This window comes from Rhizobium sp. PL01, from assembly GCF_033447125.1.
In the GTDB taxonomy this organism is placed as follows: Bacteria; Pseudomonadota; Alphaproteobacteria; order Rhizobiales; family Rhizobiaceae; genus Pararhizobium.
Map to the genome: position 1 here is coordinate 798,516 of NZ_JAWQUM010000001.1, position 14,622 is coordinate 813,137.

Consider the following 14,622-nt stretch of genomic DNA (forward strand, 5'->3'; position numbering starts at 1 on the left):
GGTCTTTGAAAATAGGTCAATTATCCTGACCTAAGTATCGGGAGGACTTCATGCAGGCCGACACGCTTCTGGCGCTGTTTCTTTTTGCGTTCACGACATCGATTACGCCGGGGCCGAACAATATGATGCTGTTCGCATCCGGGGTGAATTTTGGTTTTGCCCGCACCATTCCACATATGTTCGGCATTGGCGCCGGCTTTCTATCTCTGCTGATTGCCGTTGGGCTGGGGTTGGGCGCGCTGCTGCATTCCGTGCCGATGCTCTACATGGGGCTGAAATTTGCCGGTGGTGCCTATCTCGTCTGGATCGCCTGGAAGATCGGCACGTCGCGGACGTTATCGGAGGGAAAGGCGGGGGCAGTGCCGATGACCTTTCTGCAGGCGGCCGCGTTCCAGTGGATCAATCCGAAAGCCTGGGTGATGGCCGTCACTGCGATGGCGACCTACACGTCGGAGCAAGCCTATGTCACGAGCGTGTTGATCGTCGGCGCCATCTTTGCGATCGTCAATGTTCCCAGCGTCTCGACATGGGCCGGTTTCGGCTCGGCACTTCGGCAATGGCTGTCTGAACCGGTCCGGCTGAAATGGTTCAATATCACTATGGCGGTCTTGCTCGTTCTCAGTCTTTGGCCGATGCTGAGATAGCGCGAACGTAGCCAGTTCAGGATGTTGGGGAGGGGAGCATGCCAGGCCTGGTTATCTTGACCGTTGACGGTCTGGCATTCGTGGCCGGTTCGCTTGTGATCGTCTTCGGTAGTTATTTCCTGGCGCGGAAATGCCTCCATCCGGGTTTGGAAAGCGATCGGACCCATGACGCGGCGGCAACCATCGCCGTGCGGATTGCCGCTCTGCATGGCTTGATCCTGGCGCTGGTCTATGCGCAGGCGCTCGGTGACTACAAGGGTATTCGCAACAACCTGATGGAAGAAGCGGTGGCAATATCCGATGTGTTCAACGATGTCGGCCGTTATGGTGGCCCGGTGGTTGCTCCCGTCCAGAAGGGGCTGGCGAATTATGTCGTTACCGTCGTTGGCGAGGAATGGGACATGCTCGGGCATCGGCAGGGCCTGTCGCCGAAGGCATGGACGCTCTGGAACGATGTTTATGAGCACTTGCTCGACCTGACACCGGAAACGGATAGGCAGCGGTTTCTGAGCAACAGGATGCGCGACCGGGCGGCATCAATCGCGCGGTTTCGTGAAATCCGTGAACAAACGGCGGCCGGGGGCTTCGAGGGGATGTTTTGGGCGCCGGCGCTTATCGGGCTCTGCCTTCTTTCCATCCCGTTCTATGTCTATCGTCCGAACCGGACGCATCTCTTCCTGCTATCGATTTTCGGCGCCTATTCAGGCGTCGTGCTCTTCTTCATTTTTGCTTTTTCCAATCCGTTCGGACAGCCGGGAGGGCTGGACCCTATAGCCTTCCAAAATCTGCTGCGCGGGGACATGGGCAGCGGCCTTCCGCCTGCCGCAGTAAACTGAAACCAGATCGCGATATTCGAGGATACCATGCACGATCACGATGAACACGATCACGGCCATGACAACCATTTTTCCGAGATTGAGGCCCGGGTGAAGGCGCTCGAAACCGTGCTGACGCAGAAAGGATTGATCGACCCGGCTGCGATCGATGTGATCGTCGATACCTATGAAACCAAAATCGGTCCGCGCAATGGAGCGCGCGTCGTCGCCAAAGCCTGGAGCGAGCCGGAGTTTGCCGACTGGCTGCGCAGCGACGCGACGGCGGCGATCGCGAGCCTCGGCTATACCGGGCGGCAGGGCGAGCATATGCGCGCCGTGTTCAATACGCCGGAAACCCACAACCTCGTCGTCTGCACGCTCTGCTCCTGCTACCCGTGGTCCGTGCTTGGCCTGCCGCCCGTCTGGTACAAGGCGCCGCCTTATCGCTCGCGGGCGGTCATTGATCCGCGCGGTGTGCTGGACGAGTTCGGTGTGACTTTGCCCGAGGGGCAAAAAATCCGTGTCTGGGATTCGACGGCGGAGCTTCGCTATATCGTCATCCCGGAACGCCCCGCCGATACCGAAGGTCTCGATCAGGAGGCGCTTGCCGATCTTGTCACCCGCGATTCGATGATCGGCACAGGCTTGGCAAAACTGGTTGGAGAGGCGCGATGAACGGTGCGCAGGACCTCGGCGGACAGCATGGCATGGGGCGGGTGGCCCCGGAGAAGGACGAACCGTATTTCCATGCAGAATGGGAAAAGCGGGCGCTCGGCCTGACGCTTTCCTGTGGGGCCTTCGGCGCCTGGAATATTGACGAGAGCAGGCATGCCCGCGAGAGCCTGCCACCCGCGACTTATCTTTCGGCCAGCTATTACGAAATCTGGACGCGCGGCCTGGAGACACTTTTGAAACGGCATGGCTTCGTTTCAGCCTCTGAGCTCGCTGCAGGCCAGATGCTCGACAAGGGCCGGGAGCCGAAGCGTATCCTGACGGCGGATATGGTGCCGGGCGTGCTGGCCAAGGGTGGCCCGTGCGATCGCGCAGTACCCAAGGGTCCGATCTTTGCCACCGGTGAACGGGTGCGCACGAAAAACTTCAACCCGGAGACCCACACGCGGCTGCCGCGTTATGCCCGTGCCAAGCAAGGTATTGTCGAGGCCGTGCAGGGCTCATTCGTGTTTCCGGATGATAACGCCCATGGCAAGGGCGAAAACCCGCAATGGGTCTATACGGTCGTTTTCGATGGCGGCGAAATCTGGGGTGAGGGCGCAGACCCGGCGCTCACCGTGTCGATCGATGCCTGGGAGAGTTACCTTGAACACGTTTGAACCATCACTGGCAGGATCACCCGGATTGCCGAAATCGCACGAGGGCGACCCGGTGTTTGCCGAACCCTGGCAGGCAGAGGCTTTTGCCATGACGGTGCGCCTGCATGAAAAGGGCGTGTTTTCCTGGAGCGAATGGGCCGAAGCGTTGTCGCATGAACTCTACAAGCCAGGCCGGCGGGCCGATGCGAGCGATTATTTCGATTGCTGGGTGGCGGCGCTTTCACGCCTCGTCACCGAATTGTCGATAACTTCGCAGGACCAGCTCGATCACCTGACGCAAAGCTGGCAGAGGGCTGCGGAAGCGACGCCGCACGGCAAACCCATTCTTCTGGAAAACGATCCGGAGCGCTGAGCCGCTGCTATAAAGTCTCGTTTATCGCTTGGCCGGGGCAGGCTGCCTTCGCACCCCGCCCTGCTGTTTCAGGCCGCTGTCAGGTCTCGAACTGCCGATAACATTCTTCGGCGATTTTCTGCAGCTTGGCGCGGCTGACTTCGCCGGTGACGGCGTATCCGATGGAGCCGTCGATCCAGTAGAAGGTTTCGAGAGAGCCTGAGGATTCAAAACGGAAACTGGTTTCGCCGTTTTCCGGGTTTTTGCCCAGGAGCACGGTCAGGCGCTGTCCGGCCGTGTCCTGATACATCAGCATCGCCCCGGCCTTGCCGTTGACGGGCAGGAGCCTGCCGCCGACAAGCGAGAACCCGAGACCTTTGAGGTCCGGTGCAACCAGCTTGTAGTCCAGGCGTTTTCCGAGCCAGTTGACCAGATGGTCCTCCTGATCGGCACCGACTTCGACCGGGTGGCGCTTCTCACTGGCATAGACGAGGAATGCTGTCTTGGATTGGCCAGGCAGGCTGTCGAATGCCGCTGCTGTTTCGATCCTCGCTGGGCTTCCAAGCAGTCTCTGACCATAGACGCCAGCCGCCGCACCCGACAGGAACAGCGTTAATGAAGCCGCGATAAGGGCGGCCTTGTGCCACAAGAAAGGCGATGATGTGGTAGCGTTCCCTGGAGCGCTCAAGAGTCTGCGGTCGCTTTCGCTGGAGTGCTCATAGCCTGAAAATGCAGCCTTCATCTCGGCGGCCTGTGCCTGCCACTGGCGGACCTCGGCTTCTTCTTCCGGATGGCTGCTCAACCAGAGTTCGATCTCGCGCTGGCGTTGCTCGTCGAGAAAGCCGTCGACATAGGCGTGCAGTTCGTCCTCGGTGACCGGTTTGTGCGCGTTTGTCATTTCGGTCTCCGGAGTGTCACGATATTGTTTTCGGCCAGATGCGCTGCCATCTGGCGGCGCGCGCGCGACAGGCGGGACATGACGGTGCCGATCGGGATGGCCAGCATGTCGGCAACATCCTGGTAGCCATAGCCCTCGATGACGACGAGCATCAGCACTGAACGATGGTCAGGGCTCAGCGCATTCAGCGCCTTTTGCAGCCGCGTCTTTTCCAATGGATCGCCCGAAACATCCTCTGCCGTCAGTCCCAGCGCATCATTGAACTCGACCGATGGATGCTGGGTCACGCGGCGGTGGCGGTCGCGGTAGAGATTGGTCATGATGGTGAAGGCCCAGGCACGCAGGTTGACGCCGCGCCATTGGCCACGGCGCACCAGCGCCTTCTCGACGCAGTCCTGTAGCAGGTCTTCACCGTCGCTGTCAGATTTGGCAAGGCTGCGGGAATAGCGCCGTAGCGACGGCACCAGTGACAGGATCTGGTTTTCGAACGTATCCGCAGAAGGGGGGCTTGCCCCCTTCACGCGGGTGTCCTGATCAGGGGCGTGCGGCATCCCAGACCTTTCCTACACCGTCGCCGGTGGCGTCGCCCTTTTTAGCGTCCTTGACCCAGAAATAGAGCGGCATGCCTTTCAGAGCCCACTGTTTCTTGCCATCCTTGCGCTCGACCAGGGTATAATCGCCGTCGGCCTTGGCCGACGCGTCGCTGAGAAAAGGCGGCCAGTTGGTGGCGCATTTATCATAGCAGTAGGACTCGCCCTTTTCATCCTTCTTGTAGGTGTAGAGGGTCATACCGTTTTCGGCGGCGACCACCTTGCCCTTGTCTGTCTCGACGGTCTGGACTGCCGGGGCGGCGAAGGCGGAGGCGGCGGATATCAGGGAGAATGCTGTAACGAGCGGAAGAAGTCTCATGGGATGTGTCCTCTCTGGAAATGTTCGAACGAACCGCCGTTTCAGCCGGTTCGACCATAAGACACATCTGGACCGCTTCTTATTCCCGCTCTGGGCAAAAGAAAATTTATCGCGGCTTTATCGCCTTTGAGGCAACGAAGCGGGCGAGCGAGGGGCCGATCGCCATGATCATTAGTAACCGTGCCGTCTGCAGTGCCATCACAAAGGGTACGTCGACATTGCTGGAGGCGGCGATGATGGCGATCGAATCCATGCCGCCCGGACTGGTGGCAAGATAGGCCGTCAGCGGATCGATGCCGGCGGCGTGCACGAGGATGTAGGCAAGCAGCCCGGAAAAGCCGATCAGGACGAGAATGGAGATGACCGTCGGTACCAGCGCACGGCGGGCATGGGCAAGAATGGGGCGGGTAAAGCCAAGCCCGATGTTCCAGCCGAGCATGGCATAGCTCAACGCCAGCAGCCATTCGGGGATCTCGATGACCAGCATGCCGCTGACGCTGAGCGCAGAACCCAGAAGAAACGGCACCAGAAACACACCGGCCGGAATGCGCAGCCATTTGCCAAGACAGCCGCCAACAAGGGCGAGCGCAAGCGTTTCGACGAACGGGACGAGATGGATCGGTCCGAACCAGACGATTTCCGGGCCGGGGCCATCAATTCCGGCCCAGTAACGCGCGACGATCGAGGCGGCTGCGGCAACGAAAACGACGCGCAGATATTGCATGAAGGCAACCAGCCGGACATCGGCCCCATAGGCATCGGCCATCACCAGCATCGAGGTGGCAGCGCCTGCCGACGAGCCCCAGATCGCCGTGGTGCCGGGCAGGATGTTGAGCTTGCTGATGACGAAGCCGCCGAGCGTGCTCATGGCGATGACCGACAGCACGACGGCGAGGAACAGTGGCCAGTTTGAAAAGAAGGTCGTCAGAATGCCGGGACGGATGGTTTCGGCGATCATCGTGCCGATCAGCGCCTGCGCACAGAGAAAGGCGGGTCTCGGCAGCCGGATGGTGCCGCCATTCATGCCGACGATGGCGCCAGCTACCATCGGCCCCATCAACAGGGCAGCCGGAATGCCGGTCAGTTCGAGCCCGCCGGCAAGGATTGCAGAGAGCAGGAGAGGAAGCCCCATTGCATCGGGGCGGTCCAGCGGCCGATACCCGAAGCTGAGGGAGCGGACGGGATTTCGGAAGGTTCAGGCGTCACGTTGGGCACTTTCGAATTGCAGAGGAGGCAGCGCTTGGGAGGCGCACGGCGAAACTGTTATCACGGGCGATAGTCCTGCGATACGCGATCGGTGTGGCACTTTCTTGCGGTATCGCGTGCTTTGGAGAGAAAATTTGAAGCGGATGGTAGCGCCGTGAACCGTGGATGAGCACCGCAAGACGCGACACGCTGCCCCGAATCGGGCAATAGAACAAACATGGAATTCGCACCGCAACAGGATGAGGCCCTCAAGGCCGTTTCACGCTGGTTGAAGGAAGGGCGCTCGCCGCTGTTCCGGCTGTTTGGCTATGCCGGTACGGGCAAGACGACGCTCGCCCGGCATTTTGCCGAAAATGTCGATGGCGAGGTTCTCTTCGCCGCCTTCACCGGCAAGGCGGCGCAGGTGTTGCGCTCCAAGGGCGCAAAGAACGCTCGAACAATCCATTCGCTGATTTACCGGCCGCGGGGCGAGGAAGAGGTTTCGGACGAAGAGACCGGCAAGACCTCTATCGCCCCGATGTTCTCCATCAACCGGCAGTCGCCTGTTGCCAAGGCGGCGCTCATTATCATCGACGAGTGCTCGATGGTCGATGAAGCGCTCGGCCGCGACCTGATGAGCTTTGGCACGCCGATTCTCGTGCTGGGTGATCCGGGCCAACTGCCTCCGGTCTCGGGCGGCGGTTATTTCACCAATGAGGAACCGGATTACCTGCTGACCGATATTCACCGGCAGGCGCGTGACAATCCGATCATCCAGCTTGCCATGCATGTGCGTGAAGGCAAGGAGATCATGCACGGCGATTACGGCTCGACGGCCAGGATCATCTCGAAGAACGAGGTGACGCAGAGCCTTGTGCTGGATGCGGATCAGGTGCTGGTCGGCACCAACAAGACACGCAAGCGCTACAATATGCGCCTGCGTGAGTTGAAGGGATTTGCCACCGAGTATCCGCAATCCGGCGACAAGCTCGTCTGCCTGCGCAACGATCCGGCCAAGGGCTTGCTCAACGGCTCGCTCTGGCAGGTGATGACCTCGTCGAAGGAAACGGTGAAACCCGGCATCAACCTGATGATCCGCCCGGAAGACGACGACATGGATCGCGGTGCCGCGAAGATCAAGCTGCTGAAGACTGCCTTTGAAGACGTTGAAGGTGAGATTCCGTGGTCGACGCGCAAGCGTTATGACGAATTTGACTATGGCTATGCGCTGACGGTGCACAAGGCCCAGGGCTCGCAGTGGAACAACGTCGTTTTGTTCGACGAGAGCTGGGCGTTTCGCGATACCCGTGAACGTTGGCTCTATACGGCGATCACCCGCGCGGCCGAGACATTGACGATCGTGCGCTGACGCCTATTCGGCGGACACAAATCCCATCAGCACGGCTTTTGCGACCGCTTGGAAGCGGTTGTGGCCGTTGAATTTGCGGATGATATCGGATTCCAGCGTCAGGACGGCTGTCAGGTCCATGTCCATCATCGTGGCGATCCGGTTTGCGGGGTAACCTTCAGCCATGAACACGAGGCACTTCGTCTCGATCGGCGAAAGATGGATGGGTGGCAGGGCTGTGCGCAGCGGGTTGTCGCCATCGGCGGCCGATTCCAGCAATTCGCTGATCCGCTGCATCTGGCGCCGCAGGATGGATTGCTGGGCTGCGAGTTCCCGTTTTCGCGCGTGTAGAGCATCTTCGAATATGCGCGCTGCATGCTGCTGGCTGGTCGCGGTGCCGAGCGCCGTCATCAGGTCCTGGACAGCCGCGATCGGCATGTCGATCTCACGGCAGGCATTGATGACGGTCATGCGCCGGATGTCTTCAAGCCCATAGACGCGCATCGGCCCCATTCTATCCGCCGAGAGCAAGCCCTTTTCCTCATAGAAATGCAGGGTTCTGTGGGTGACGCCGAAGGCATCTGCCATATCAGCTATGCCGACATGGTGGTCCGCTATTGTTCCCGGCAAGGGGAGATGGGGAAGAAAACCGGGCGATTGCCGGCTACCGGGTGGAGAAGGATGTGGTTTTTCCCGTTCTCGCATTCTTTGACATAACCCCGCTGGTTAAGCTGCGGGAGACATATCCTGGAGACAGCAATCCGCCTGTGGCGCATCAAGACGCGCTACGTGTCTCCTTGGGCTGCTCGTCGATGTCATGCACGCCATCCCGGCGGGAAGGATACTCGCAACCATCGTGCTTGCCTGATGAGCGACCAGGCCTTCTCCCACTTGCATTGCTAGAGTACACGCGCGACGCGAAGATGAACAGTTAGTAACTTTAGGGGTGGAATCTAAGCTTTTTCAACGTTTTCTACCGCTTCTCGCGGGGAAATACTATTTTTCAACGCGATTTATCACAGTTCTTGTTCAGCTCATTAAAGCTGGCACACCAACTAGCGAATTAGGGTCAGGGGCAGGGCGCCTGCGTTGATCACGAATTTCAGTTTGCGCTGATGATTGACAGACAGTTTTTCCTGGCAGGATTTGGCCTCCTGGAAAGCCTCGCGGGTCTGCTGGTTACGGTAGGTGTCGGTCAGCACCATGCATTCCATCAACGGACTGTCGATCTGCGTCGCACTGGCATAGCGGAAAATATTGCCGTCCGAAGCCAGGACCTTGGCCGCAAGCGCAAGGCTTTCATAGAGAATATCGGCTTCGCTCGCCAATTGCGCGCCAGCGATGACTTGATCATAAAGAATGTCTGCCGAGGCATCGTTCTTGATCAGAACACGAAGTCCTGCCGGTGATTTCTGCGGCAATATGGAAATGGTAAAAGCCAACGGCTCTGAAACCGGGCGTGCTGGCCGTTTCCACAGCACAGCGCCAGGCACTGCTGCGATCGTGCGGTAATGCGATGCGGCATTGCGGAACGAATCGGCAAAGCGCGCCGCAGTTCCGCTGCGGGGCCACTGCGAACGAACCGTTATCTTCGGCAGGTCATCGGCAAATTTGCGTTCAAGCACTGCGCCGTGCAGGCTCGATTGCGCCGGAATGTTGACGCTCATCGCCGGTGACGACAACGGAACGAAAATCAGCAGCGGCAAGACCGACAAGACTGCCAATGGCGAAGACAGGGGAGCCGGCAGCCAGGAGAAACGCCTTTTTGCGGCCCGGCGCGGCGATGCGGGTGCGCGGCCCGTATCTGACGACAGGGCCACAGGCATCCGCTGGCGCCTATATTCAGGTACATAGGTTCCCTTTGGGATATCTATGCGCCAGGGATCCTGTGCGCCTTCGCCGGCGTAATAGGCTGTAAGTAACTTTCGCAGCTTGCCGGCATGGACACGCACCAGAGGGTCGCTATCGGCATTGAAGGCCTGCGGACGATCGAACACGTCAATGCCGATCGTGTAGCCCTTCAGTTGGTGCCCGGTGCCTTCCATCTCCTTGCCGACGACGTATTTGAGAAAGGCACGTAGACGCTCTGAGCGGGAAAAAAGCGTGCTCGACAGGACGCCGTCAAGAGCGCGACGGATTGTCTGATCGTCTGGTCTCTCAAGCTGAGCCATTATCGTGATCTCCCCGAAAACACCATCGAGATCAACGCTTCCCTATCGGAAGCGAGTGGCGATTGGACGGTGTCAGGGCAAATACAAGGGTTCATCGGTTCCGGCTTGGATGATTCTAAGGGTTTTCAGCACCGCCGCTCACCGTTTGGGAGTGCATGGCCTGTACTGTGAGTCTCTATTAAATCGAAGTTTTATTGGTTTGTCAGGTGTTGCATTCATTTAACGTGAGTTTTGTCTGAAATAAAGGCGCTGAGCAGTTCCCGGACGATTATTGTAACGGAGACACTTTCTCCGTTGCAGATTTGTTGCGGGGGGGAGGATGAAACGCTAGAAAGGGCACCGTAATGACGGCGGTATCCTTGGAAGGTGCTGAAATGGCTGCGAAACTCTCCGTAAACCTGAATGCGATCGCCATGCTGCGAAACCGCCGCGATCTTCCCTGGCCGTCCGTTACCGGACTTGGTCAGATTGCGCTAGAGGCTGGTGCCAGTGGCCTCACCGTGCATCCGCGGCCCGATCAGCGCCACATCCGTTTCTCCGATCTGGCACCGATCCGCGCGTTGATCGACGATCTCTATCCTGAGACTGAATTCAACATGGAGGGGTTTCCGAACGAGGAATTCCTGCAGCTTGTCGAGCGCCATCAGCCGGAGCAGGTGACGCTGGTGCCCGACGACCCGGCTCAAGCGACGTCGGACCACGGATGGGATTTTCGCAAGAACCACAATCTGCTCGGCAATGTCGTCGGGCGATTGAAAAAGGGAGGCTTCCGGGTGTCTCTGTTTGCCGATGGCGATCCGGACCTTGAGGCGCTCTTGATCGCCAAAGAAGCCGGTGCCGACAGGATCGAACTTTATACCGGCCCCTATGGTGGCTGCTACGACGATCCCGAGCGTGGTGCGGTGCTGCTGGAGGAGCTGGGCAAGACTGCCGATCTAGCCGCGACGCTGGGTCTAGGGGTCAACGCCGGCCATGACCTGACGGTTGCCAACCTGCCTGCGCTGGCGGCGCGGATTTCCAATCTGGCCGAAGTGTCGATCGGCCACGGCTTGACAGCCGATGCGCTGGAATACGGCATGGCCGAAACCGTCCGCCGCTTCTGCCGGGCTTGCGGTCAGGACATCTGATATTGTCTGGAGTAGATGGCAGAAGGGCTCCGTTTTTGCGGAGCCCTTTGTCGTTTAGCCGAGCAGGGCAGACTTGCTTGCAGCCAGAAAGTCTTCCAGTGTGGTGAGTGCTTTACCCGAAAGCTTGCCCGCATCGGCTGTCACCATGTCGATATGGCCTTCGCGGGTGTTGGTGTCGAATGAGACGACGACCGGGATGATGAAGTCGGGAAGTCCGGCCGCGTTCAGGCCGCCTGCGAGTTGCTCGTCAGTGACGTGGACGACCTCAAGCGGCTTGCCGGTCGCCGTCGAAACGAGTGCTGCGATGTCATCCACTGTGTGCTTCTTTTCGCCGGTCAGCGTGTAGGTGGCATTTCCTGTCGAGCCGGATGCGAGTGCGTTCGCAGTCGCCTTGGCGATGTCGGCGCGTGCGATGTGGGCCAGTTCTCCCTTTCCGGATGCGCTGTACCATTTGCCTTCACTCAAGGCATGCGGCAGGGCCATGAACAGATTTTCCATATACCAGCCATTGCGCAGGATCGTGTAAGGGATGCCGGTGGCCTTGATCGCATTTTCGGTGCCGAGGTGATCCGGCGCGAAGGGGATGACCGAGGTTTCCGGGTTGGGCATCGAGGTGTAGAGGATATGCTTGGCGCCGGCCCGCTCGGCGGCCGCGACGGCGGCGAGATGCTGGCGCAGGCGCTTGCCCGGTTCATCAAGGGCATCGGTGGAGATGATCAGGATGCGGTCGGCACCCCTGAAGGCGGTGTCCAGCGAAGCGCCATCGTCGAAATCGGCAGTGCGGGTCTGGACGCCCTTGGCGGCATAGTCGGCGAGCTTGTCGGTGTCGCGGCTGGTGGCGATGATATCTGCCGGTGCGACTTTGCCGGAGGCCAGCAGTTCGTCGAGGACGAGGCGGCCGAGCTTGCCGGTTGCACCGGTGACGAGGAGAGTTTCGGACATGATGGTTCCTTTGTTTGTCAAAAGACGTCGGTTTGTTGCCGAAGCATCCCGTTTGAGATATGGTTCCTAAATGAGACCTTCTCTAATTTCGTTATCTGGAAACGGATGTAAAGGAGGCAGTATTTTCTCTGGTGGTTACGTAAAGGGAACCGACTTATGAATAAAATGACAGTCAAGGCAGAGGGCGAGCAGGCGATCATCGTCGCGGGCATGGTGTTTTCAGGGCACGATTGCCCGGTACGCGACGTCGTCGACAATATAGGTGGCAAGTGGAACACGCTGATGATCCTTGCGCTGGCTGACGGTCCGATGCGCTTTTCGGCTTTGCGGCGGCTGATTCCCGATATTTCCCAGCGCATGCTGACCCAGACGCTGCGCGACCTGCAGCGTGACGGTTATATCGGCCGGCAGGTCTTCCCGACCCAACCGCCCAGCGTCGAATACAGCCTGACCCCGCTTGGTCAGTCCTTTTTGGTGCTGGTCAAGGGGCTGGTTCACTGGTCGGTGGAGCATCATCAGGCAATCCGTGCTGCCCGTGTCGCGTATGACGCAGCCGCGTGACACCATGACGGCTTTTATCAGCTGGACGGTTCGTCGCGGCCGCTGGTAGGGATGTGCCCGGGACGATATCCGGACAGGCATTGATGAAACAGCTCGATATTGGCGTGGTTGGAGCGGGACCTGCAGGACTGGCAGTGGCGCTTTTCCTGTCACGCGCCGGTCATCGGGTGGAAATCCTCGAACGCTTCGATACACCGGCACCCGTCGGCTCGGGCCTCTTGATGCAGCCGACGGGCCTGACGGTTCTTGCTGCTCTCGGCCTGCTCGACACGATCCAAACACTTGGCAACCGCATCGACCGGCTACATGGCGCCGACGCTGTCAGCGGCCGCACGGTTCTCGATGTGCGCTACGATGCGGCAGCGGGCGGGCGCTATGGGCTGGCGGTTCAACGGGCGGCTCTTTTCAACACCTTGCATGATGCAGCGGTCGCCGATGGCATCACCATGCGCACGGGCATGAATATCGCCTCGGCCGCGCAACGTAGAGATCGCGCCGTGTTGAAGGATCAGGCGTTGCGGGATGTTGGCGACTACGATCTGGTCATCGATGCGAGTGGCGCGCGCTCGGTGCTGGCTGCGGGGTCGCTGCATGCGCCCAGCATTCGCGAGCTGACCTATGGCGCCTTCTGGGCGACGTTGGATGGCGCGGGCGCAGATTATGATCAAACGGCACTGTCTCAGCGTTACGACAAAGCCAAGGTGATGATCGGGCTCTTGCCGGCCGGACGTGCGACTGTTGGCGATCCCGACAAGGTGGCGTTCTTCTGGAGCCTGAAAGTTGCCGATGTCGATGCCGTCAAGGCGGCGGGGCTTGATCGCTGGAAGTCTGTGATCCGGAATTATTGGCCGGCGTGTCAGCCGTTTCTCGACCAGATCGGCGATTGGGACCAACTGACGCTGGCACGCTATGCCCATCGGACCACGCTGCCACCCCATAGCGGCAATGTGGTATTCATCGGCGACAGTGCGCATTTAACCAGCCCGCAATTGGGGCAGGGCGCCAATATGGCGTTGCTCGATGCGGCAGCACTCGGCCATGCACTGGCCAATTCCAGCGATATTGCCACCGCTCTGGCAGCCTATGCCCGCGCGCGGCGCAATCATGTGCGGCTGTTCCAGATGCTGTCTCTTGCCTTCACGCCGTTCTACCAGTCAGATTCAACCGCGATTGCCTGGGTGCGAGACCGGCTGGTCTCGACAATCGCCAAGGTGCCGCCGATGCCGGGTTTGTTAGCTGCGATCGTTGCGGGCACGGTGATCGATCCGTTCAAATCCGCCGGGTTGACGGAACATGACTGGCTTTCCTCGCCGCATCAGGCCGACAGGGCATTGCCGGTGGTTGATGCTATTAAATCCAGCGCCCAGATCTGACCGATGAGGTCCTTGCCGAAGGAATGGTGTGCCTCTTCATTCTCCAATGTGAATCCGGCGGCGACATAGATACGGCGGGCGGCGACAAGAATGTCGTTGGTCCAGAGTTCCAGCCTTTGGTAACCGGCGTTTTTGGCAAAGCCGATACATTCGGTGACCAGCCTTGAACCGAGACCTTGCCCGCGGGCGGCGGCGTCGACGTGCAGAAGGCGCAGCTTGGCGGTCCCTTCGCTGCTGCCTTTGACAAGAAAGATGCTGCCAAGGAATATGCCGTTGCGTTCGGCGATCCAGCAATGTTCGCGGGCGGGATCGAAATTGCGGATGAAGGCGGCGCAGATTTCCGCGACCAATGCCTCATACTCGCCATTCCACCCATAGGCCTCAGTATAGGCCTTTGCCTGGCTGGAGATGACCATACCCATGTCGCCGATCTTATGTGGCCTGATGGTGATGGGAGCGGCGTCGCTTTTGCCGTCGGACAGCAGAGCCTGCACTGACGCCATGGCCGCGCCGAGGTCGTGGCGGTCGTCTTCGGCGATCGGTTCCAGGAGAGCGACGATGCGTTGGCGCGAGCGCTGCGCCAGGTCGATGGCAACGCCGCGTCCACGCAAGGTCAATTGCAGCAGGCGGCCACGGCCGTCGGCAGGGTCTCTGGTGGTTTCGAGAAGGCCGGCATCGCTGAAGGCTTTGAGCATGCGGCTGAGATAGGCGGGATCGAGCGAAAGCTCCTCTGTCAGCCGGGATGCCGATGTGGTGCCATGGGCTGCGAGTTCATAGATCACGCGCGCTTCGGTGAGCGTATAGGGCGTGTCCATGAAGGCGCGATCGAGTACACCGATCCGGTTGGTATAGAACCGGTTGAAAGCGCGAACCTTCTCGATCTCGTCGTCGCCGATTTCGGCAAAGGCCGGGTGTGACAATGCTGGGTTGGACATGGCATTCTCCTTCGAATGCCATGATCGCAATTTATTTGACTGAGTCAAGTAT

General features: G+C 59.5%; 16 protein-coding genes and 1 pseudogene. 9 read left to right on the plus strand and 8 right to left on the minus strand.

Annotated elements, in window-relative coordinates:
• Positions 1-50: 50 nt before the first annotated feature.
• From R6X40_RS03635 to R6X40_RS03655, 5 genes are read left to right on the plus strand one after another with little or no spacing between them, the layout of a single operon-like run.
• Positions 51-644, plus strand: coding sequence for a LysE family translocator (locus tag R6X40_RS03635; RefSeq protein WP_318411014.1), 594 nt, complete (start codon positions 51-53; stop codon positions 642-644).
• A gap of 38 nt (positions 645-682) precedes the next feature.
• A complete protein-coding gene (locus tag R6X40_RS03640; RefSeq protein WP_318411015.1) occupies positions 683-1,480 on the plus strand; it encodes a hypothetical protein in 798 nt (265 codons plus the stop codon).
• A gap of 27 nt (positions 1,481-1,507) precedes the next feature.
• Positions 1,508-2,134 carry a nitrile hydratase subunit alpha gene (gene nthA, locus R6X40_RS03645; RefSeq protein ID WP_318411017.1) on the plus strand — a complete coding sequence of 209 codons (627 nt, stop codon included), beginning with the start codon at positions 1,508-1,510 and terminating at the stop codon, positions 2,132-2,134.
• On the plus strand, positions 2,131-2,790 hold the full coding sequence (gene nthB / locus R6X40_RS03650; RefSeq protein ID WP_318411018.1) for a nitrile hydratase subunit beta: 660 nt from the start codon (positions 2,131-2,133) through the stop codon (positions 2,788-2,790). The genes nthA and nthB overlap by 4 nt, the downstream gene beginning before the upstream one ends.
• Complete coding sequence (locus R6X40_RS03655; protein WP_412178311.1) at positions 2,777-3,142, plus strand: nitrile hydratase accessory protein; 366 nt, start codon at positions 2,777-2,779, stop codon at positions 3,140-3,142. Before nthB ends, R6X40_RS03655 begins: the two co-directional genes overlap by 14 nt.
• Positions 3,143-3,221: 79 nt before the next feature.
• On the opposite strand, the gene R6X40_RS03660 is transcribed toward R6X40_RS03655, so the two are convergent.
• The 4 genes and pseudogenes from R6X40_RS03660 to R6X40_RS03675 all read right to left on the minus strand — a co-directional run bounded on the left by R6X40_RS03660 (position 3,222) and on the right by R6X40_RS03675 (position 6,134).
• The gene (locus R6X40_RS03660; protein ID WP_318411021.1) at positions 3,222-4,019 is read right to left on the minus strand and encodes an anti-sigma factor; all 798 of its coding nucleotides are present in this window, start codon (positions 4,017-4,019) and stop codon (positions 3,222-3,224) included.
• On the minus strand, positions 4,016-4,570 hold the full coding sequence (locus R6X40_RS03665; RefSeq protein WP_318411022.1) for an RNA polymerase sigma factor: 555 nt from the start codon (positions 4,568-4,570) through the stop codon (positions 4,016-4,018). The genes R6X40_RS03660 and R6X40_RS03665 overlap by 4 nt, the downstream gene beginning before the upstream one ends.
• The gene (locus tag R6X40_RS03670) at positions 4,554-4,928 is read right to left on the minus strand and encodes a hypothetical protein (RefSeq protein ID WP_318411024.1); all 375 of its coding nucleotides are present in this window, start codon (positions 4,926-4,928) and stop codon (positions 4,554-4,556) included. The genes R6X40_RS03665 and R6X40_RS03670 overlap by 17 nt, the downstream gene beginning before the upstream one ends.
• Before the next feature lie 106 nt (positions 4,929-5,034).
• Positions 5,035-6,134 (minus strand): annotated as a pseudogene (locus R6X40_RS03675) (AbrB family transcriptional regulator).
• 217 nt (positions 6,135-6,351) lie between these two features.
• Between R6X40_RS03675 and R6X40_RS03680 the strand changes: the two are divergent.
• The gene (locus R6X40_RS03680; RefSeq protein WP_318411026.1) at positions 6,352-7,482 is read left to right on the plus strand and encodes an ATP-dependent RecD-like DNA helicase; all 1,131 of its coding nucleotides are present in this window, start codon (positions 6,352-6,354) and stop codon (positions 7,480-7,482) included.
• A 3-nt stretch (positions 7,483-7,485) separates the two neighbouring features.
• On the opposite strand, the gene R6X40_RS03685 is transcribed toward R6X40_RS03680, so the two are convergent.
• Positions 7,486-8,166, minus strand: a complete 681-nt coding sequence (locus tag R6X40_RS03685; RefSeq protein WP_412178312.1) for a MerR family transcriptional regulator — start codon at positions 8,164-8,166, stop codon at positions 7,486-7,488.
• Positions 8,167-8,516: 350 nt separating this feature from the next.
• Complete coding sequence (locus R6X40_RS03690) at positions 8,517-9,632, minus strand: hypothetical protein (protein WP_318411030.1); 1,116 nt, start codon at positions 9,630-9,632, stop codon at positions 8,517-8,519.
• Positions 9,633-10,006: 374 nt separating this feature from the next.
• Here R6X40_RS03690 and R6X40_RS03695 point away from each other — a divergent pair, with 374 nt between their 5' ends.
• Complete coding sequence (locus R6X40_RS03695) at positions 10,007-10,759, plus strand: pyridoxine 5'-phosphate synthase (RefSeq protein WP_318411319.1); 753 nt, start codon at positions 10,007-10,009, stop codon at positions 10,757-10,759.
• Positions 10,760-10,813: 54 nt separating this feature from the next.
• Here R6X40_RS03695 and R6X40_RS03700 read toward each other — a convergent pair whose 3' ends face one another.
• The gene (locus R6X40_RS03700; protein ID WP_318411032.1) at positions 10,814-11,701 is read right to left on the minus strand and encodes an SDR family oxidoreductase; all 888 of its coding nucleotides are present in this window, start codon (positions 11,699-11,701) and stop codon (positions 10,814-10,816) included.
• 210 nt (positions 11,702-11,911) lie between these two features.
• Between R6X40_RS03700 and R6X40_RS03705 the strand changes: the two genes are divergently transcribed.
• Together R6X40_RS03705 and R6X40_RS03710 are read left to right on the plus strand one after the other, a co-directional pair.
• Entirely contained in the window at positions 11,912-12,262 is a 351-nt protein-coding gene (locus R6X40_RS03705) for a helix-turn-helix domain-containing protein (RefSeq protein ID WP_318411321.1), read from the plus strand.
• Positions 12,263-12,345: 83 nt separating this feature from the next.
• Complete coding sequence (locus tag R6X40_RS03710) at positions 12,346-13,635, plus strand: NAD(P)/FAD-dependent oxidoreductase (protein ID WP_318411034.1); 1,290 nt, start codon at positions 12,346-12,348, stop codon at positions 13,633-13,635.
• On the opposite strand, the gene R6X40_RS03715 is transcribed toward R6X40_RS03710, so the two are convergent.
• On the minus strand, positions 13,578-14,570 hold the full coding sequence (locus R6X40_RS03715) for a helix-turn-helix domain-containing GNAT family N-acetyltransferase (RefSeq protein ID WP_318411036.1): 993 nt from the start codon (positions 14,568-14,570) through the stop codon (positions 13,578-13,580). The genes R6X40_RS03710 and R6X40_RS03715 overlap by 58 nt on opposite strands.
• Positions 14,571-14,622 lie beyond the last annotated feature (52 nt).

What these genes read in the sequence shown, in the direction of transcription:
- R6X40_RS03635 (WP_318411014.1), top strand. Translation starts at nt 51, where the DNA reads ATGCAGGCCGACACGCTTCTGGCGCTGTTTCTTTTTGCGTTCACGACA.
- R6X40_RS03640 (WP_318411015.1), top strand. Translation starts at nt 683, where the DNA reads ATGCCAGGCCTGGTTATCTTGACCGTTGACGGTCTGGCATTCGTGGCC.
- nthA (WP_318411017.1), top strand. Translation starts at nt 1,508, where the DNA reads ATGCACGATCACGATGAACACGATCACGGCCATGACAACCATTTTTCC.
- nthB (WP_318411018.1), top strand. Translation starts at nt 2,131, where the DNA reads ATGAACGGTGCGCAGGACCTCGGCGGACAGCATGGCATGGGGCGGGTG.
- R6X40_RS03660 (WP_318411021.1), bottom strand. Translation starts at nt 4,019, where the DNA reads ATGACAAACGCGCACAAACCGGTCACCGAGGACGAACTGCACGCCTAT.
- R6X40_RS03665 (WP_318411022.1), bottom strand. Translation starts at nt 4,570, where the DNA reads ATGCCGCACGCCCCTGATCAGGACACCCGCGTGAAGGGGGCAAGCCCC.
- R6X40_RS03670 (WP_318411024.1), bottom strand. Translation starts at nt 4,928, where the DNA reads ATGAGACTTCTTCCGCTCGTTACAGCATTCTCCCTGATATCCGCCGCC.
- R6X40_RS03680 (WP_318411026.1), top strand. Translation starts at nt 6,352, where the DNA reads ATGGAATTCGCACCGCAACAGGATGAGGCCCTCAAGGCCGTTTCACGC.
- R6X40_RS03685 (WP_412178312.1), bottom strand. Translation starts at nt 8,166, where the DNA reads ATGCGAGAACGGGAAAAACCACATCCTTCTCCACCCGGTAGCCGGCAA.
- R6X40_RS03690 (WP_318411030.1), bottom strand. Translation starts at nt 9,632, where the DNA reads ATGGCTCAGCTTGAGAGACCAGACGATCAGACAATCCGTCGCGCTCTT.
- R6X40_RS03695 (WP_318411319.1), top strand. Translation starts at nt 10,007, where the DNA reads ATGGCTGCGAAACTCTCCGTAAACCTGAATGCGATCGCCATGCTGCGA.
- R6X40_RS03700 (WP_318411032.1), bottom strand. Translation starts at nt 11,701, where the DNA reads ATGTCCGAAACTCTCCTCGTCACCGGTGCAACCGGCAAGCTCGGCCGC.
- R6X40_RS03705 (WP_318411321.1), top strand. Translation starts at nt 11,912, where the DNA reads ATGGTGTTTTCAGGGCACGATTGCCCGGTACGCGACGTCGTCGACAAT.
- R6X40_RS03710 (WP_318411034.1), top strand. Translation starts at nt 12,346, where the DNA reads ATGAAACAGCTCGATATTGGCGTGGTTGGAGCGGGACCTGCAGGACTG.
- R6X40_RS03715 (WP_318411036.1), bottom strand. Translation starts at nt 14,570, where the DNA reads ATGTCCAACCCAGCATTGTCACACCCGGCCTTTGCCGAAATCGGCGAC.